This window comes from Streptomyces sp. NBC_00009 (genome assembly GCF_045040855.1).
GTDB classification, from domain to species: Bacteria; Actinomycetota; Actinomycetes; order Streptomycetales; family Streptomycetaceae; genus Streptomyces; species Streptomyces aureus.
In genome coordinates this window covers 5,924,980-5,942,616 of the sequence record NZ_CP108312.1, presented here as the reverse complement: position 1 = coordinate 5,942,616, position 17,637 = coordinate 5,924,980, and the positions used below count along the sequence as shown (strand labels likewise).

Here is a 17,637-nt window from a genome sequence, read left to right as displayed (position 1 = left end):
GGCCGACAACGCTCCCGTAACGCACAGCGACCCTTTAGGGGTCCCTTACAGGAACGCATGGCACACTCCTCCGCGATGGACGACATATCCGGAACCCAGCTCAGAGCCGTGCGCGCGGCGCTCTTCACGGCTCTCGTCGTGATGCTCTCCGCCGCGTCGCACGTCCTGCTGTCCCGGGTCCCCCTTCCGGTGGTGACGGTGGCGGCCACGGCCTTCGCCGTCTTCGTCCTCGCGTACGCGCTGGCGGGGCGCGAGCGGAGCTTCGGCCGGATCGCGGCCCTGCTCGTCCCGCTGGAGCTGGCCGCCGACACGGTGTTCACGACGGGCCAGCACGTCTGTTACGGCGCGGCGGGCGGGCCCGTCGCCGGGCCGCTGCGCGCGGTCGGGCTCGACGTCCTGTGCGGCGGCAGCGTCGGTACGCCGCTGGCGCGCATGGCCGGCGGCAACACCGACAAGGCTGCCGCGCTCCTCGCGCACACCGACCCGGCCGCCGCCTGGCTGCTCCTCGGCGCGCATGTCGCCGTGGGCCTCCTCGCCGCCGCCTGGCTGCGCCGCGGCGAGCAGGCGCTGGCCCAGCTGCTGCGCGCGGTCGCCGGGTTCACCTTCCGGCCGCTACTGATCGCCTTCGCCGCTGTACGGGCCCACCTGGAGCCCGCACGCCGCCTGCCGCGGCCCGCGCGCCGGGTCCGGGCCGCGCGTACGCGCCTGTGGGTGCACTCCGTGGGACGACGCGGACCGCCGTGCGTGGCCCTGGCCGCCTGAGGCCCGGGCCCGGCACAGCAGTCCCCCTTTGAAGACTTCGCAGCACCCACACGGAGAACGATCATGAGCCAGAGGAACAGCCAGGCCGCGAAGACGGCGGCCCGCGAGCGGCTTCGCGTCGAGCGCGAGAAGCAGGCCAAGAAGGAGAAGGCGAAGCGCCAGGCGATCGTCGCCGGCGGGATCGTCGCGGTCCTCGCGATAGCCGGCGGCATCGGCTTCGGCGTCATGCAGATGAACAAGCCCACCTACTGGGAAGCGGCGAAGGACGACAAGCTGGTCGCGCCCAAGAACACCACGGGCAAGAACAACACGACGGTGACCCTCGGCGAGGACTCCGCCAAGAAGACGATCATCGCCTACGAGGACTCGCGCTGCCCGGTCTGCGCCGCCTTCGAGCAGACGGTCGGCACGACGGTGAAGAAGGACCTCGACGACGGCAAGTACAAGATCCAGTACATCGGCGCCACCTTCCTCGACAAGAACCTCCAGGGCGAAGGCTCCAAGAACGCGCTCAGCGCGCTCGGCTCCGCCCTGAACGTCTCCAAGGACGCCTTCTGGGACTACAAGGAGGCGCTGTACTCCAAGAAGTGGCACCCGGAGGAGACCACCGACAAGTTCAAGGACGACGCGTACCTCATCAAGGTCGCGAACACCGTCCCGGAACTGAAGAACAACTCGGCCTTCCAGAAGGACGTCAAGGACGGCACCTTCGACAAGTGGGCCCTGGAGATGTCGAAGAACTTCGACAACAACAAGTACGGGGTCGAGGGCACCCCGTCGTTCGTGATGGACGGCAAGCAGCTCACCGGCCCCGACGGCAAGACCGCGCCCAGCACCGTCGCCGACTACAACACCGCGGTCGACAAGGCCCTCAAGGGCTGACGCCGACGCGCTGACGAAGTGTGGGCGAACTCTTCGGAGTTCGCCCACTTTTCGCTTTTACTGGTCAGTAATGTGATCACCTGTGACCAGTCGACTCAACATAGCCAGCCTCAACACCCTTGCGCCGAGCCGCCGTACGGTCGTGAAGGCCGCGGCCGCCACGGCCGGCGCCTCCACCCTCGCGGCGCTCGCCACCGCCCCCGCCGCGCACGCGGCCGACGGCCCCGCCTTCCTGCACGGCGTCGCGTCGGGCGACCCGCTGCCCGACGGCATCCTCCTGTGGACGCGCGTGACGCCCACCCCCGACGCCGTGCCCGGCTCCGGAAAGGGCCCCGACGCGGACGTCCGCTGGGAGGTCGCCCAGGACAAGGACTTCCACCAGGTCGTCGCCCACGGCACCACCACGGCACGGGCGTCCGCCGACCACACCGTCAAGGCCGATGTAAGGGGCCTGCTCCCTGCGAGTGTCTATTACTTCCGCTTCTCCGTAGAGGGCGGAGAAGGCGGAGAGGGCGCCGTCTCCCCCGTGGGCCGTACGCGCACGGCGCCCGCGCTCGACGCGCAGGCCGCGGGCGTCCGGTTCGGAGTGGTCTCGTGCGCCAACTGGGAGGCCGGCTACTTCTCCGCGTACCGCCATCTCGCCGCCCGCACCGACCTGGACGCGGTGCTCCATCTCGGCGACTACATCTACGAGTACAAGACCGGCGAGTACCCCGAGGCCAAGTACGTCGTACGGCAGCACGAGCCGCGCCACGAGATCCTCACGCTCGCCGACTACCGCGTGCGCCACGGCCTGCACAAGACCGACGCCGACGTGATGGCCGTACACGCCGCGCACCCGCTCATCGCCATCTGGGACGACCACGAGTTCGCCAACGACGCCTGGTCGGGCGGCGCCGAGAACCACACGCCCGGCACCGAGGGCGACTGGGCGGCGCGTCAGCAGGCCGCCAAGCAGGCCTACTTCGAGTGGATGCCGGTGCGCCCGTCCACCGCGGGCACCGTCTACCGCCGCCTGCGCTTCGGCAAGCTGGCCGATCTGCACCTGCTCGACCTGCGCTCGTTCCGCTCCCAGCAGTCGACCGTCGGCAACGGCGACGTGGACTCCCCCGAGCGCTCGATCACCGGCCGCGCCCAGCTCGACTGGCTGAAGGCGGGCCTGGCCGCGTCCGACGCCTCGTGGAAGCTCGTCGGCACCTCGGTGATGATCTCGCCGGTCGCCTTCGGCTCGCTGCCGGCCCATCTGCTGGAGCCGCTCGCCGAGTTGCTCGGCCTGCCGACCGGCGGCCTCGCGGTCAACGTCGACCAGTGGGACGGCTACACGCACGACCGCAAGGAGCTGATCGGGCACCTGCGGGACAAGGCGATCCGCAACACGGTCTTCCTCACCGGCGACATCCACATGGCCTGGGCGAACGACGTACCGGTGACGGCCGGAACGTATCCGCTCTCCCCGTCCGCGGCCACGGAGTTCGTCGTCACGTCGGTGACCTCCGACAACCTCGACGACATCCTGCACGTGGCTCCGAACACCATCTCGACGGTGGCGGAGGGCGCCATCAAGGCGGCCAACCGCCATGTGAAGTGGCTGGACATGGACGCGCACGGCTACGGCGTCCTCGACGTCACCGCCGAGCGCTCGCAGATGGACTACTACGTCGTCTCCGACCGCAAGGATCCGGCCGCGACGACCTCCTGGGCCCGCTCCTACCGCACGCTCAGCGGCACGCAGAAGGTCGAGCGGGTGAACACACCGGTGCGCTGACCCGGACCCCAGGTGGCGGACGAGGGGCCAATTCCAGCCACTCGTCGGCGCGTTAAGAACGGATCACAGCACTACGGCGGGTGGTGCTGTCCGCGGACCGAATGCGGACACACCACCCGTCGCGGTAACCGCTCCCGTTACGTATGGATCTCAAACTCCGGACGCCACACGAAAATTTCTTCCTGTTGCCCCGAATTGCCGGAGGAAGAGCGGCAATTGATTGGGCCAGAACACCGCTCTTCAAGGACTGACATGGCCACGTAATCTCCCCGCGGCGGCGAGGAAGTTCCTCCCCCACCCCGTCCGCGAGGAGTCCGCATGACCGCGCTTGCCCGAATATCTCCGCTGATGCGCCGCCGCCTGATCGGCACCGCGCTGGTGGCCGGAACCCTGGCCATCGCCCCGCTGTCCGCCCCGTCGGGCAGCGCCGCGACCGCCAAGGCGTCGGCCTCCGCGCAGAAGTGCGCCGACAGCGGCAACGCCGTGGCACGCGAGAAGAAGCCCACCGGCGCCGACCACGCGCAGGAGCCGAACGAGGTCAGCGCGGCCAAGGCCAAGTCCATGGACGCGGACATGCAGCGCAGACTCGACAAGATGCGCGCCGACGGAACGCTCTCCAGAGGCCTCGCCGCCGCGTCGACCACGATCCCGGTCTACGTCCACGTCATCCACGACGGCGCGACCGGCAATCTCTCGTCGACCGACATCGCCAAGCAGATCGACGTCCTGAACGCGGCCTACAGCGGCCAGGGCACCGGCAACAACGACTCGGGCTTCACGTTCACGCTGGCCGGCACCGACTACACGGACAACGCCGCCTGGTACAACGGCATCACGCCGGGATCCGCCGCCGAGAAGTCCATGAAGTCCACACTCCGCAAGGGCGGCGCGGGCGCGCTGAACTTCTACACCGCCAACCTCGGCCAGGACCTGCTCGGCTGGGCGACGTTCCCGTCCTCGTACAAGTCGAACCCGTCCGACGACGGCGTGGTCGTCCTCGACACCTCGCTGCCGGGCGGCTCGGCCACCAACTACAACGAGGGCGACACGGGCACCCACGAGATCGGCCACTGGATGGGGCTGTACCACACCTTCCAGGGCGGCTGTAACGGCAACGGCGACTACGTCGCCGACACCCCGGCCGAGAAGAGCGCCGCGTTCCAGTGCCCGACCGGGCGCGACACCTGCGTCAACAAGACGGGCGTCGACCCGATCCACAACTTCATGGACTACACGTACGACTCCTGCATGTACCAGTTCACCGCGGGCCAGGTGCAGCGGATGAAGGACAGCTGGACGGCGTACCGCGCGGGCTAGCGGACCGCAGTACGGCCTAGAGCGAATCGAGGAAGCCGAGCGCCACCCGCCAGGTGGCCTCGGCCGCCTCCGCGTCGTAGTCCGGCAGTTCGGGGTCGGTGTAGAGGTGGCCGGCGCCCGGGTAGCGGTAGACCTCCACGTCGGCGCCGGTCCGGCCCATCTGGAGGTACCAGGCGCTCAGCCAGTCGTCGGTCTCGAACGGGTCGGGCTCGGCGACGTGCAGCTGGACGGGCAGTTCGTCCACGGAGGCGTTCTCGGCGATGTCCGAGGTGCCGTGCAGGAGCAGCAGGCCGCGCGCCTTGTCGTCGCCGAGTGCCAGGGTCTGCGCGATCGAGGCGCCGAGGGAGAAACCGGCGTAGACGAGCCCGCGCTCGGAGTAAGGGGCGGCGGCGAGGATGGCGCGCTTGAGCAGCTCGTCCTTGCCGATCTCCTCGTTGAAGGCCATGCCGTCCTCGACGGTGTCGAAGGTGCGGCCCTCGAAGAGGTCCGGGGTCCACACCTCGTGTCCGGCAGCCCGCAGCCGGTCGGCCGCGTCACGGACGGCGGGACGCAGGCCGTGCGTCGAGTGGAAAAGCATGATGTTCATGTGGCCCATGGTGCCATCCGGGGGCGCCCGTGCCCGTCAGCGGCCACGCTCCTCAGCGCAGGCTGCGCACGTCGAGGTGGCGCAGTACGCGGTCCACGATCTCGGGGTCGGCGCCCGGCTCGCTGCGCGCCGCGAGCACCTCGTGGCGGGCGGCGGAGAGCATCTCGTTCTGGATGCGGCGCACGCGCTTGATTCTTGAGACGCGCTTGGCGTGCGCCTCCTTGCGTTCCTCGCTGCCCAGTTCGGGGTCGATGCGCAGTCCGATGTCGTAGGCCCTGCGCGCCATCTGGTCGGAGAGGTCGTCGGGCAGTTCCTCGACCTCCTCGATCTCCTTCAGCCGCCGCTTGGCGGCCCTGGCCGCGCGGAGCGCGAGCTGCTGCTCGAACTCCTTCTCGGCCTCGGCGTCCGCCTTGACCCCCAGCTTCTTCACCAGCCAGGGCAGGCTCAGCCCCTGGAGCACGAGGGTGCCCATGATGACGCCGAACGCGATGAAGACGATCTCGTCGCGGTCGGGGAACGGTGAGTTGTCGTCCATGGTGAACGGGATGGCGAGGGCCAGGGCGACGGAGGCGACCCCGCGCATTCCCGCCCACCACATGATCACGGTCTCGCGCCAGGAGATGGGGATGTCCTCGTCGAGATCCCGCCGCGCATGCAGACGCCGCGTCAGCCAGGTAGCCGGAAGCAGCCACAGCAGGCGTACGAAAATGACGACCGCCACGACGGTGCCGGCCCAGCCGAGCATCTCGCCCCAGCGGCCGGCCGCGGTCCTGATCGCGTTGTGCAGTTCGAGTCCGATGAGGCCGAAGGCGACGCCAGTGACGAGAGTGTCGACGATGTCCCAGAAGGCGCGGCCGGTCAGCCGGGTCATGACGTCGTCCGCGTCGAAGGCGTACTCGGCGAGGAACAGCGCCGTGACGAGTACGGCGAGGACCCCGGAGCCGTGCAGCTCCTCGGCCAGCACGTACGAGGCGAACGGCATCAGGAGCGTCAGACCGATCTGGAGCGTGGAGTCGTCGAGGAAGTCCAGCAGCTTGTTGGCGGTCCAGCCGATCACGAGCCCGACGACGAGCGCGACGACGGCGGACAGGAGGAGCGAGACGACGGCCTCCGGCCAGGAAAAGCTGCCGCTCACTACGGCGGCGATGGCCACGTGGTACAGCACGATCGCGGTCACGTCGTTGAACAGGCCCTCGCCCTCCAGGGTCGACACCAGGCGGCGGGGCAGGCCGAGTTGGCCGGCCACGGCGGTCGCGGCGACGGGGTCGGGCGGCGCTACGAGGGCGCCGAGCGCGACGGCCGCGGCGATCGGCAGGCCCGGCACGATGGCGTTGGCGACGAACGCGACGGCCGCCGTGGTGACGAAGACCAGGGCCACGGCGAGCAGGAAGATCGGTCTCTTGTTCGCCGCGAACTGACGCCATGACGTGCGCTTCACGGCCGCGTAGAGCAGGGGCGGCAGGAGGATCGGGAGGATCAGATCGGGCGGAACCTCGACGTTCGGCACGAACGGGAGGAGGGCCAGACTGATGCCGAGCAGCGTCATCAGGACGGGCGCGGGCAGCCCGAGCCGGTCTCCGAGTGGCACGCTCAGCACGGCCCCGAGCAAGAGCACGAACAGCAGGGCCAACTGATCCACGGTGCGCACCCCGGCGAGTAACGGCGGTCAAGCCATCGGACGATCAAGTCCCCAGCGTGCCACGCACATCGCTCTGTGGTGATTTGTGGCGCGAGTCGGCGCCGTGGAGACCAGGCCCTAGGGGGCGTCCGGCTGCCCCAGCGCCTTCCGCATCGCCCGGTGCGGAATCCCCGCGTCGGGGAACTCCGGCCCGTACACGGCATAGCCGAGGCGCTCGTAGAATCCCAGCGCTTGCGTCTGCGCGTGCAGGTCCACGGCGACGAGCCCACGCTCCGCCGCGGCGTCCTCGATGGCACGCACGAGGGCCGCGCCCACGCCGAGCCCGCGCGCGGCCTTCGCGACCGCGAGCCGTCCGAGCGCGCCGACCCCGGCGTCCCCGCCGTTCTTCGCCACGGCGGCGGCGCCGGTCAGCAGCCGCCCCGTGCCGAGCGGCTCACCGTCGGCGCGCAGCGCCAGCACGTGCACCGTGCCGGCCCCGCCGTCGTGCTCGTCGTACTCGAGCTCCTGAGGAACCCGCTGCTCGATGACGAAGACCTCCTGGCGCACCGCGAAACACGCCTTGCGGTCGGCCTCACTGTCGGCGACCCGCACCACGTATGAGGAAGAGGGCTGCGGCACGGTCACGAGCTCTCCGCCCGGACGCGGTCCAGGGCCGTCTGCAGGTCCTCGGGGTACTCGCTGGAGAACTCAACCCACTCGCCGTCGGCCGGGTGCTCGAAGCCGAGCCGCACGGCGTGCAGCCACTGGCGGGTGAGGCCGAGCCGCTTGGCGAGCGTCGGGTCGGCGCCGTACGTCAGGTCGCCGACGCAGGGGTGCCGGTGGGCCGACATGTGCACGCGGATCTGGTGCGTACGCCCCGTCTCCAGCTTGATGTCCAGGAGGCTGGCGGCGCGGAACGCCTCGATGAGGTCGTAGTGCGTGACGGACGCCTTGCCCTCGGCGGTCACGGCCCACTTGTAGTCGTGGTTCGGGTGGCGCCCGATGGGGGCGTCGATCGTGCCGCTCATCGGGTCCGGGTGCCCCTGGACCAGCGAGTGGTAGCGCTTGTCGACGACGCGCTCCTTGAACTGCCGCTTCAGCGTCGTGTACGCGCGCTCCGACTTGGCGACGACCATGAGGCCGGAGGTGCCGACGTCGAGCCGGTGGACGATGCCCTGGCGCTCGGCGGCGCCGGACGTGGAGATCCGGTACCCGGCTGCGGCGAGGCCGCCGATCACGGTCGTCCCGGTCCAGCCGGGGCTGGGGTGCGCGGCGACGCCGACCGGCTTCATGATCACGACGATGTCGTCGTCGTCATGGACGATCTCCATGCCCTCGACGGGCTCGGCGATGATCTGCACCGGGGCGGGCGCCTGCGGCATCTCCACCTCGAGCCAGGCCCCGCCGTGCACGCGCTCGGACTTGCCGACCACAGAGCCGTCGACCGCGACCTTCCCCGCCGCGGCGAGCTCGGCGGCCTTGGTGCGGGAGAAGCCGAACATGCGGGAGATGGCGGCGTCTACGCGCTCGCCCTCCAGGCCGTCGGGCACGGGCAGGGTTCGGATCTCGGGAATCGTGCTCACCCATTGAGTATGCAGGAGCCCGCCGACACTCCGGACCGCGCAAAGGGAAAGCCCGTGGTCCCTCAGTCCTTGTGGACGGTCCCGTCCGGGTCGAGTCCCCGGAACGAGAGGAGCACGATCAGGATGCCGCCGCACACGATCGCCGAGTCGGCGAGGTTGAACACGGCGAAGCTCTTCGGCGCGATGAAGTCGACCACGGCCCCTTCGAAGACGCCGGGCGAGCGGAAGATCCGGTCGGTGAGATTGCCGAGCGCCCCGCCGAGGAGCAGCCCCAGGGCGATCGCCCAGGGCAGGCTGTAGAGCTTGCGGGCGAGCCGGGCGATCACGACGATCACGGCCGCGGCGATCACGGTGAAGATGATCGTGAAGGCCTCGCCGATGCCGAACGCGGCGCCCGCGTTCCTGATCGCCTCGAGCCGCAGCCAGTCACCGAGGAGCTCGATCGGCTCGTGGTGCTCCAGCCTCGCGACCACGATCATCTTGCTGACCAGGTCGAGGGCGTACGCGAGGGCGGCCACCGCGAACAGCACGGCGATCTTCCGCTTGCCCTTGGGCCGCTCCTGGGCCTCCCCGCCGTTGTCCGGCCCGTCTGCCCCCGCATCCGGGGTGTCCGGAGTACCGATGACGCGCTCCGCCTCTGCCACGTGAGTCCCTCAACCTAGGTACCTGACTGAGGACGAGAGTACGGCACACACGTACGCCCTCAGCAGCCCAGGAGCGACTCCATGACGCCGCGCGCAGCGGGGTCAGTAACGGCGCTCCTGCTTCTGCTTGCACTCGACGCACAGGGTCGCCCGCGGGAAGGCCTGCATCCGAGCCTTGCCGATGGGGTTCCCGCAGTTCTCACAGATCCCGTACGTCCCCGCGTCGAGCCGCTCCAGGGCGCGCTCGGTCTGCTGGAGCATCTCCCTGGCGTTCGCGGCCAGCGACAGCTCGTGCTCCCGCGTGATGTTCTTCGTGCCGGTGTCCGCCTCGTCGTCGCCGGCGCCGTCCCCGGAGTCCCTCATGAGCCCGACGAGTGCCTTCTCCGACGACTCGATCTCGCTGTTCAGGCGCAGCGCCTCGCTCTGGAGCTCCGCCCGCGCCTCCGCGACCTCGGCCGGGGTCCAGGGGTCCTCGCCCGGCCGTACCGCGAGCTCGCCCGGCTCCACGGCCGCGACCCGCGCATTCGGCACCGCGCGGGACTTCTTCGCCGTGGCCGTGCCAGGGGTCTTCTTCGCAACCACAGTCGTGGCTCCCGTCGTCTCCGCGGCCGACGCCGCGCCATCGGCCGCGGACGCGACCGCCTTCTTCTCCGCGGTCTTGTGGCCGGTGGCCTTCTTGACCGCGCTCTTCCTGGCGCCCGTTCTCCCGGCCGCGCCCTTCTCGGCGCCGGCACTCTCCGCTTCCGCGGAAGCCTGCGTGGACGTCGTACTCGTGGCGGCCTTCGCCGCCTTCGTCGACTTGGCCGTCTTGGCCGTCTTGGTGGCCTTGGTGGCCTTGGTGGCCTTGGTTACGGGCTCGGCGGCCGGCTTCGCGGCCTTCGCCGTCTTCTTGGCGGCCGCGTTCTTCGTACCCGCGCTCTTCGTAGTGGTCTTCGTGGCCGCCGTGCTCTTCTTGGCGGCCGTCTCCGTCGCGGTGCTCTTCCTTCCGGCGGCCGGCTTCTTCGCGGCCGGAGCCGCCTTGGCCGCCACCGTCACGGGCACCGCCTCCTCGGTCGCGGCCCTCACGCCGGCGGATGCCTCACACACCCCCGCCAGACTCTTTTTCGCCACCATGGCCGCGGCCCCTTCACATTTTGTGATCTTGCTCGCGAATCGTGCTGGGACGATAAATCGACTTCTGACCCGCGGCAACGGGGCACACCGCCCGATGCGCCCGCCCCGCACGTCCCGCGCGGCAGACTTGCAAGCGTTGTGCCCAGCTCCCCGCCGGGTAATCCGCCGAGGCCCCGGCCCGAGGATCCGCCGCGCCCCATGTCGCCATTCGGGTCAGCCCACGCGGCCGTGACCAGCCCGGCGAAAGCCGCTGACGAGCCCGCCCCGCAGGGGTCCGGAGGAATAAACTGGGGCAGAAGCGGAGAAGGTGCATCATCATGCGCAAAGTAGTGGACTGTCGCGACATGCCGAGCGAGACGAACTGCACGCTCGCCATCACGGGCGAGGAGGACGAGGTGGTCCGCGCCGCGGCCGAGCACGCCGTGTCCGTCCACGGTCACACCGACACCCCCGAGCTGCGGAACATGATCCGCAGCGGACTCAAGGACGAGACCCCTCAGCACGTCTGACACCTGCCGCCCCGGGTCGCCTCGCCGCCCGCCCCAAAACCGGTCGGCCGCGTGCGCCCGGGCCCCGTACACTGGGCGGAGCGAGAAGCGTGGATGGGGCCGAGTAGCGGCGTACGCAGCCATGAGCGACCCGGGGACGGTGGAAGCCCGGGGGCGAGCGCGACGCGAAGATCACCCCGGAGCCGCCGGAAGAAAGCCCCGCTCGCGGGGCGAGTAGAACTGGCATCGCGACCCCAATGAGGGGGCTCACCGGAGCAGTCAGCGCCCCGGAGGGCCAAGGAGGGTGGTACCGCGGGAGCGCGCCGCACACGGCGTATGTCACAGACGAAGCTCTCGTCCCTCCGACGGAGACGGAAGAAACAGTGTCCGCCGGAGGAAGATCGATGACGTACCGCCAGGTGCCCGCCCAGGTCGACCTGCCCGCCCTCGAGCACGCCGTGCTCGACTTCTGGCGCGAGCAGAAGATCTTTGCCAAGAGCTTGGAGCAGTCCGAGGGACGCCCCGAGTGGGTGTTCTACGAGGGCCCGCCCACGGCCAACGGCATGCCGGGCGCCCACCACATCGAGGCCCGCGTCTTCAAGGACGTCTTCCCGCGCTTTCGCACCATGCGCGGCTATCACGTGGCCCGCAAGGCCGGCTGGGACTGCCACGGCCTGCCCGTGGAGCTGGCGGTCGAGACGGAGCTCGGCTTCAGCGGCAAGAAGGACATCGAGGCGTTCGGCATCGCCGAGTTCAACGCCATGTGCCGCGAGTCCGTGACCCGGCACACCGACGCCTTCACCGACCTGACGACCCGCATGGGTTACTGGGTCGACCTCGACGACGCATACCGCACGATGGACCCCGAGTACATCGAGTCCGTCTGGTGGTCGCTCAAGGAGATCTTCAACAAGGGCCTGCTGACCCAGGACCACCGCGTCGCCCCCTGGTGTCCCCGCTGCGGCACCGGGCTCTCGGACCACGAGCTGGCGCAGGGATACGAGACGGTCGTCGACCCCTCCGTCTACGTCCGTTTCCCGCTCACCTCCGGTCCGCTGGCCGGCGAGGCCTCGCTCCTCGTCTGGACGACGACCCCCTGGACGCTCGTCTCGAACACGGCGGTCGCCGCGCACCCCGACGTCCGTTACGTCGTCGCGACGGACGGCAACGAGAAGGTCGTCGTCGCCGAGCCCCTCGTCGAGAAGGCGCTCGGCGAGGGCTGGGAGAAGACCGGCGAGTCCTTCACCGGCGCCGAGATGGAGCGCTGGAAGTACCAACGTCCGTTCGAGCTCGTGGAGTTCCCGGCCGAGGCCCACTACATGGTCAACGCCGACTACGTCACGACCGAGGACGGCACCGGTCTCGTCCACCAGTCCCCCGCGTTCGGTGAGGACGACCTCAAGGTCTGCAAGGCGTACGGCCTGCCGGTGGTGAACCCGGTCCGTCCCGACGGCACCTTCGAGGAGGACGTCCCGCTCGTGGGCGGTGTCTTCTTCAAGAAGGCGGACGAAAAGCTCACCGAGGACCTCAAGGACCGCGGCCTGCTCTTCCTGCACGTCCCGTACGAGCACAGTTACCCGCACTGCTGGCGCTGCCACACGGCGCTGCTCTACTACGCGCAGCCGTCCTGGTACATCCGCACCACGGAGATCAAGGACCGCCTTCTCCAGGAGAACGAGAAGACCAACTGGTTCCCTTCGAGCGTGAAGCACGGCCGCTTCGGCGACTGGCTGAACAACAACATCGACTGGGCACTCTCCCGCAGCCGCTACTGGGGCACCCCGCTCCCGCTGTGGCGCTGTGAGGACGACCACCTCACCTGCGTCGGCTCGCTGGCCGAGCTCAGCGAGCTGACCGGCACCGACCTGGCGAACCTCGACCCGCACCGCCCGTTCATCGACGAGGTCACCTTCGCGTGCCCCCAGTGCGAGAAGACGGCCACGCGCGTGCCCGAGGTCATCGACGCCTGGTACGACTCGGGTTCGATGCCGTTCGCGCAGTGGGGCTACCCGTACAAGAACAAGGAGCTCTTCGAGAGCCGGTACCCGGCGCAGTTCATCTCGGAGGCCATCGACCAGACCCGCGGGTGGTTCTACACCCTCATGGCGGTCGGCACGCTCGTCTTCGACAAGTCGTCCTACGAGAACGTCGTGTGCCTCGGCCACATCCTCGCCGAGGACGGCCGCAAGATGTCCAAGCACCTGGGGAACACCCTCCAGCCGATCCCGCTGATGGACCAGCACGGCGCGGACGCGGTGCGCTGGTTCATGGCCGCCGGCGGCTCCCCGTGGTCCGCGCGCCGCGTCGGCCACGGCACGATCCAGGAAGTGGTCCGCAAGACCCTCCTGACGTACTGGAACACGGTCGCCTTCCAGGCCCTGTACGCCCGTACGTCGGACTGGTCGCCCAGCGAGGCCGACCCGGCCCCCGCCGACCGCACCCTGCTCGACCGCTGGCTGCTCTCCGAACTGCACGCGCTCACCGACCAGGTGACGCAGTCCCTGGAGGCGTACGACACCCAGCGCGCCGGCAAGCTGCTCTCCTCGTTCGTCGACGACCTGTCGAACTGGTACGTGCGCCGCTCGCGCCGCCGCTTCTGGCAGGGCGACAAGGGGGCCCTGCGCACCCTGCACGAGGTCATCGAGACGGTCACGCGTCTGATGGCGCCGCTGACCCCGTTCATCACGGAGCGGGTCTGGCAGGACCTGGTGGTTCCCGTCACGCCGGGCGCCCCCGAGTCGGTCCACCTGTCCACCTGGCCGGAGGCGGACCTCTCCGCCGTCGACCCGGACCTGTCGCGGCAGATGGTCCTCGTCCGGCGCCTCGTCGAGCTGGGCCGGGCCACGCGCGCGGAGTCGGGCGTCAAGACGCGTCAGCCGCTGTCCCGCGCGCTGGTCGCGGCCGCGGGCTTCGAGACGCTCAACCCGGAGCTGCACGCGCAGATCACCGAGGAGCTCAACGTCTCCTCGCTGGCGTCGCTCTCCGAGGTCGGCGGCTCCCTGGTCGACACGACCGCCAAGGCGAACTTCCGCGCCCTGGGCAAGCGGTTCGGCAAGGGCGTCCAGGCGGTCGCGAAGGCGGTCGCCGAGGCGGACGCCGCCGCGCTCTCGCTCGGCCTGCGCGAAGGCACGGCGTCGGTCGAGGTGGACGGCGAGACGATCACGCTGGCGCCCGACGAGGTCATCATCACGGAGACCCCGCGCGAGGGCTGGTCCGTCGCCTCGGACTCCGGCGCGACGGTCGCGCTCGACCTGGAGATCACGGAGGAGCTGCGTCAGGCGGGCCTGGCCCGTGACGCGATCCGCCTGATCCAGGAGGCCCGTAAGAACAGCGGCCTGGACGTCGCGGACCGGATCGCCCTGCGGTGGACGTCCACGGAGCCCGCGGTCGTCACGGCCCTGTCCGAGCACGCCACGCTGATCGCGGACGAGGTCCTCGCCACGGACTTCGCCCAGGGCGAGGCCGACGACACCTACGGCGAGACGTTCACGGACGAGCCTCTCGCGTTCGCGTTCCGCCTCCGCAAGGCGTAACCCACGACCGAAGGCCCGGTCCCGCCAAAGATCTTGGCGGGACCGGGCCTTCGGCGTTTCGTACTCACGCACAGATGAACGTTTCTGCACCGCGCCCGAGGCAGCATCCGCGCGTGGCTCACAGCGGTGTCCGCACCTGACCCACGGCGGTATCTGCCTCTGGTCATCGGCAACTTCTGCACCCTGACCACGGCAAAGGGCCGGGCCCCCGGAAATCCGGGGGCCCGGCCCTTGAACGCTGCCGACGCCTAAGGCGTGGTCACGCCCGTCAGTTGTCGTCCTCGTCGATGAGGAAACCGCGCATCGGCGACGGAGCCTGCTGCATCGGCGCGGGACCCTGCGGCCGCACCGGCGCCATCGGCTGGGTCATCGCCGGCGACATCTGCTGCTGGCCGCCGTAGGACGGACCGGCCGCCTGCTGGTTGCCGCCCATGGTCTGGTTGCCACCGTAGGACGGGGCACCCGCACCGGCCGACGCCATGGAAGGCGCGGGCGACGGCGGCAGCGACGCGGTCGCCGGCGTCCGCGGGGGAGCCAGCGAGTCGTCGGCCTGGGTCTCCAGCTGACGCAGCTGCGACTCGAGGTAGGACTTCAGACGCGTGCGGTACTCGCGCTCGAAGCCACGCAGGTCCTCGACCTTGCGCTCCAGCGTGGCGCGGGCGGACTCGAGGGAGCCCATCGCGACGCGGTGCTTCTCCTGCGCGTCCCGCTCCAGGGCGTCGGCCTTGGCACGGGCGTCACGCTCGAGACCCTCGGCGCGGCTGCGGGCCTCGCCGACGATCTTGTTGGCCTCGGAACGGGCCTCCGCGATCGCCTGGTCGGCGGTCTGCTGCGCAAGGGAGAGGACACGGGCGGCGCTGTCGCCACCGGGGCCCTGACCGGGCTGCGGCATCTGCGGACCGTGACCGCCCATGGGGCCACCCATGGGACCGCCCATCGGGCCGCCCATCTGCTGCTGCATCTGGCCCTGGCCCATCTGGCCCTGACCGAGCTGGTTCTGGCCGGGGTGACCCTGGCCCATCGGACCCTGGCCCATCGGACCCTGGCCCATCGGGCCGGGACCCTGCGGACCGGGACCCTGCGGACCATGTCCACCGGGGCCTGCGGGCAGCTGCGGCGCACCGCTGGGCAGCTGGGGCGGGCCGCCCATGGGGCCACCCATCTGCTGCTGCGGCTGCACCGGCTGCGGGCCCGATATTGCGGCGGGCACCGGCGCACCGGGACCGCGCTGGTCCTGCGGTTCCGGAGGCTTGCGCATACCGCCCTGCTGCTGGTTCTGCGCAGCGGCGCGGGTGGCTGCGGCGAGCTTCGCGCGCAGGTCCTCGTTCTCTCGGAGAAGGCGAGTCAGTTCGCCTTCGACCTCGTCGAGGAAGGCATCGACCTCGTCCTCGTCATAGCCTTCTCGGAGGCGGACGGTCGTGAACTGCTTGTTCCGCACGTCCTCGGGGGTCAACGGCATCTCTTCACCTCAACGTAGTCGTCGGCATTCGGCAAGACCGTATCGTTCACAGCCGGCTCACGACGGAGATCAGGATGTAGACGATGATCATCAGTACGAAGAAGGACAGGTCGAGCGCCACGCCCCCGAGACGCAGCGGCGGAATGAACCGCCGCAGAAGCTTGAGCGGTGGATCAGTGACAGTGTAGGTGGCCTCAAGTACGACCACCATCGCCTTGCCGGGTTGCCACGAGCGGGCGAACTGGAAGACGTAGTCCATGACCAGCCGGAAGATCAGCACGATGAGGAAGCACATCAGCGCGATGTAGACAACATCCAAAAACACGCGCATGTCCGCGGTTCCCTCTCCCCTGTGTCTCGTGACCAGTACTGCACCGGCACTTCACCGGTGCCGCGTCTCAGCTCTGGTTGAAGAACCCGCCCTCTGCGATGCGGGCCTTGTCCTCTGCCGTGACATCGACGTTAGCAGGCGACAACAGGAACACCTTCTGCGTCACCCGCTCAATACTGCCGTGCAGACCGAAGACGAGACCGGCGGCAAAGTCGACAAGTCGCTTCGCGTCGGTGTCGTCCATCTCCGTCAGATTCATGATCACCGGAGTGCCCTCACGGAAGTGTTCCCCGATGGTACGGGCCTCGTTGTACGTCCGGGGGTGCAGCGTCGTGATGCGGTAGGGCTCCCGCTCGGACACAACCTTGGGCATGATCACCGGTGCGTTCTTCTCCAGGCTCTGGCGTTCAGGTGTGATGGATGCCACGGGGGCGATTCGCGCCGGACGTCCGGATTCCGCGGGCAGCGGAACCGGTTCGCGCTGGGCGGGAGGCTGCACCACTCGTACCGATTCGTCCCGTTGGGACTGGTGTGGCTGATGAGTGTTGTGCGACTGATGCGACGGTTCGTGGCGCCTGCGGTCCCGCTCGGGTTCGGGGTCCAGCTCAGGCTCGAAGTCGTCGTCGGGGTCGAACCCCCGGCCGTCGTACCCATCGTCCTCCACGAGGCCGAGGTAGACCGCCATCTTGCGCATCGCGCCGGCCATTGCTCTGAGTCCTCCGCTCTGTGGTGGATCGGCTGACGTCAACCAAAGTGCCTGCGATCCACGCGATCTCCCCGCCCATCAGCGAGAATGACCATATTTTCTGCTGTGGTCCGACTTCTTGGCGACGTTACCCGAGCCTGGGTCGGACTCCGAGTACCGCCGTACCGACGCGCACATGTGTCGCTCCGGCCGCCACGGCCTGTTCGAGGTCCGCACTCATCCCTGCTGACACCATGTTCGCAGCCGGATGAGCCCGGCGCAGGTCAGTCGACAAATCCATCAGCCGCTCGAACGCTGCCTGTTGGCGGTCCGCGTACGGACCGGTGAGCGGTGCGACCGTCATCAGACCGTCGAGGCGCAGACCGGGAGAGTCCGCCACAATTGCGGCCAACTCCTCGATTCCGCCCGGCCCTACGCCGCCGCGCTCGCCCCGCCCGTTCTCCCCGGCGTCGAGTGCGACCTGGATCAGGCAGCCGAGTTCACGCTCCGCGCGCACGGCCGCCGTCGACAGTGACGTGACGAGCTTCGACCGGTCGACGGACTGCACGACGTCGGCATAACCGACCACGGAGCGAACCTTGTTGGTCTGCAGCTGTCCGACAAAGTGCCACCGGAGCGGCAGATCCGCACATTCCGCAGCCTTGGGCGCCGCGTCCTGGTCGCGGTTCTCGGCGACATCGCGCACACCGAGTTCCGACAAGATCCGCACATCGCTCGCGGGGTACGTCTTGGTGACCACGATCAGGGTCACTTCCTCGCGCTTACGGCCTGCGGCGGCGCACGCCGAAGCGATGCGTTCCTCCACCTGTGCCAGATTTGCTGCGAGTTGAGCCTTACGGTCCGTCATGTC

The 17,637-nt window shown here is 69.4% G+C and carries 16 protein-coding genes; 6 read left to right on the top strand and 10 right to left on the bottom strand.

Translation table 11 applies throughout. The features are described from left to right. Positions 1-75: 75 nt before the first annotated feature. The 4 genes from OHA58_RS26800 to OHA58_RS26785 all read left to right on the top strand — a co-directional run bounded on the left by OHA58_RS26800 (position 76) and on the right by OHA58_RS26785 (position 4,726). Positions 76-762, top strand: coding sequence for a hypothetical protein (locus OHA58_RS26800; protein ID WP_405481906.1), 687 nt, complete (start codon positions 76-78; stop codon positions 760-762). A 63-nt stretch (positions 763-825) separates the two neighbouring features. Then, positions 826-1,644 carry a thioredoxin domain-containing protein gene (locus tag OHA58_RS26795; protein WP_405481904.1) on the top strand — a complete coding sequence of 273 codons (819 nt, stop codon included), beginning with the start codon at positions 826-828 and terminating at the stop codon, positions 1,642-1,644. An 82-nt stretch (positions 1,645-1,726) separates the two neighbouring features. Beyond that, positions 1,727-3,409, top strand: coding sequence for an alkaline phosphatase D family protein (locus tag OHA58_RS26790; protein ID WP_405481903.1), 1,683 nt, complete (start codon positions 1,727-1,729; stop codon positions 3,407-3,409). 318 nt (positions 3,410-3,727) lie between these two features. Beyond that, complete coding sequence (locus tag OHA58_RS26785) at positions 3,728-4,726, top strand: zinc metalloprotease (protein WP_405481901.1); 999 nt, start codon at positions 3,728-3,730, stop codon at positions 4,724-4,726. A gap of 16 nt (positions 4,727-4,742) precedes the next feature. Here OHA58_RS26785 and OHA58_RS26780 read toward each other — a convergent pair whose 3' ends face one another. From OHA58_RS26780 to OHA58_RS26755, 6 genes are all read right to left on the bottom strand, one after another. Further along, positions 4,743-5,312: a dienelactone hydrolase family protein gene (locus tag OHA58_RS26780; RefSeq protein ID WP_405481899.1), complete on the bottom strand. Its 570-nt coding sequence runs from the start codon at positions 5,310-5,312 to the stop codon at positions 4,743-4,745. A gap of 52 nt (positions 5,313-5,364) precedes the next feature. Next, complete coding sequence (locus OHA58_RS26775; protein ID WP_405481898.1) at positions 5,365-6,951, bottom strand: Na+/H+ antiporter; 1,587 nt, start codon at positions 6,949-6,951, stop codon at positions 5,365-5,367. Positions 6,952-7,068: 117 nt separating this feature from the next. After that, positions 7,069-7,575 (bottom strand): GNAT family N-acetyltransferase, encoded by a 507-nt coding sequence (locus OHA58_RS26770; RefSeq protein WP_405481897.1) that lies wholly within the window; start codon positions 7,573-7,575, stop codon positions 7,069-7,071. Continuing rightward, positions 7,572-8,513: an RluA family pseudouridine synthase gene (locus OHA58_RS26765; protein WP_405481895.1), complete on the bottom strand. Its 942-nt coding sequence runs from the start codon at positions 8,511-8,513 to the stop codon at positions 7,572-7,574. Before OHA58_RS26765 ends, OHA58_RS26770 begins: the two co-directional genes overlap by 4 nt. Positions 8,514-8,575: 62 nt before the next feature. Continuing rightward, on the bottom strand, positions 8,576-9,157 hold the full coding sequence (lspA, locus tag OHA58_RS26760) for a signal peptidase II (protein WP_405481894.1): 582 nt from the start codon (positions 9,155-9,157) through the stop codon (positions 8,576-8,578). A gap of 102 nt (positions 9,158-9,259) precedes the next feature. Next, positions 9,260-10,270, bottom strand: a complete 1,011-nt coding sequence (locus OHA58_RS26755; RefSeq protein WP_405481893.1) for a TraR/DksA family transcriptional regulator — start codon at positions 10,268-10,270, stop codon at positions 9,260-9,262. 317 nt (positions 10,271-10,587) lie between these two features. On the opposite strand from OHA58_RS26755, the gene OHA58_RS26750 reads away from it, so the two are divergent. Beyond that, positions 10,588-10,779 carry a DUF1059 domain-containing protein gene (locus OHA58_RS26750; protein WP_266565245.1) on the top strand — a complete coding sequence of 64 codons (192 nt, stop codon included), beginning with the start codon at positions 10,588-10,590 and terminating at the stop codon, positions 10,777-10,779. A 383-nt stretch (positions 10,780-11,162) separates the two neighbouring features. Continuing rightward, the gene (gene ileS / locus OHA58_RS26745; protein ID WP_405481891.1) at positions 11,163-14,291 is read left to right on the top strand and encodes an isoleucine--tRNA ligase; all 3,129 of its coding nucleotides are present in this window, start codon (positions 11,163-11,165) and stop codon (positions 14,289-14,291) included. 268 nt (positions 14,292-14,559) lie between these two features. Here ileS and OHA58_RS26740 read toward each other — a convergent pair whose 3' ends face one another. The 4 genes from OHA58_RS26740 to OHA58_RS26725 form a co-directional block, all read right to left on the bottom strand. Then, positions 14,560-15,750: a DivIVA domain-containing protein gene (locus OHA58_RS26740; RefSeq protein ID WP_405481889.1), complete on the bottom strand. Its 1,191-nt coding sequence runs from the start codon at positions 15,748-15,750 to the stop codon at positions 14,560-14,562. A 46-nt stretch (positions 15,751-15,796) separates the two neighbouring features. Beyond that, positions 15,797-16,081 carry a YggT family protein gene (locus OHA58_RS26735; protein ID WP_127832996.1) on the bottom strand — a complete coding sequence of 95 codons (285 nt, stop codon included), beginning with the start codon at positions 16,079-16,081 and terminating at the stop codon, positions 15,797-15,799. A gap of 67 nt (positions 16,082-16,148) precedes the next feature. Next, on the bottom strand, positions 16,149-16,787 hold the full coding sequence (locus OHA58_RS26730) for a cell division protein SepF (protein ID WP_227294226.1): 639 nt from the start codon (positions 16,785-16,787) through the stop codon (positions 16,149-16,151). A gap of 127 nt (positions 16,788-16,914) precedes the next feature. Continuing rightward, on the bottom strand, positions 16,915-17,634 hold the full coding sequence (locus tag OHA58_RS26725; protein WP_116502585.1) for a YggS family pyridoxal phosphate-dependent enzyme: 720 nt from the start codon (positions 17,632-17,634) through the stop codon (positions 16,915-16,917). Positions 17,635-17,637: the final 3 nt, after the last annotated feature.

Bases quoted from the DNA above. Each gene is read 5' to 3' on its own strand.
- OHA58_RS26800 (WP_405481906.1), top strand. From the start codon at position 76: ATGGACGACATATCCGGAACCCAGCTCAGAGCCGTGCGCGCGGCGCTC.
- OHA58_RS26795 (WP_405481904.1), top strand. From the start codon at position 826: ATGAGCCAGAGGAACAGCCAGGCCGCGAAGACGGCGGCCCGCGAGCGG.
- OHA58_RS26785 (WP_405481901.1), top strand. From the start codon at position 3,728: ATGACCGCGCTTGCCCGAATATCTCCGCTGATGCGCCGCCGCCTGATC.
- OHA58_RS26780 (WP_405481899.1), bottom strand. From the start codon at position 5,312: ATGAACATCATGCTTTTCCACTCGACGCACGGCCTGCGTCCCGCCGTC.
- OHA58_RS26755 (WP_405481893.1), bottom strand. From the start codon at position 10,270: ATGGTGGCGAAAAAGAGTCTGGCGGGGGTGTGTGAGGCATCCGCCGGC.
- OHA58_RS26750 (WP_266565245.1), top strand. From the start codon at position 10,588: ATGCGCAAAGTAGTGGACTGTCGCGACATGCCGAGCGAGACGAACTGC.
- ileS (WP_405481891.1), top strand. From the start codon at position 11,163: ATGACGTACCGCCAGGTGCCCGCCCAGGTCGACCTGCCCGCCCTCGAG.
- OHA58_RS26740 (WP_405481889.1), bottom strand. From the start codon at position 15,750: ATGCCGTTGACCCCCGAGGACGTGCGGAACAAGCAGTTCACGACCGTC.
- OHA58_RS26735 (WP_127832996.1), bottom strand. From the start codon at position 16,081: ATGCGCGTGTTTTTGGATGTTGTCTACATCGCGCTGATGTGCTTCCTC.
- OHA58_RS26730 (WP_227294226.1), bottom strand. From the start codon at position 16,787: ATGGCCGGCGCGATGCGCAAGATGGCGGTCTACCTCGGCCTCGTGGAG.
- OHA58_RS26725 (WP_116502585.1), bottom strand. From the start codon at position 17,634: ATGACGGACCGTAAGGCTCAACTCGCAGCAAATCTGGCACAGGTGGAG.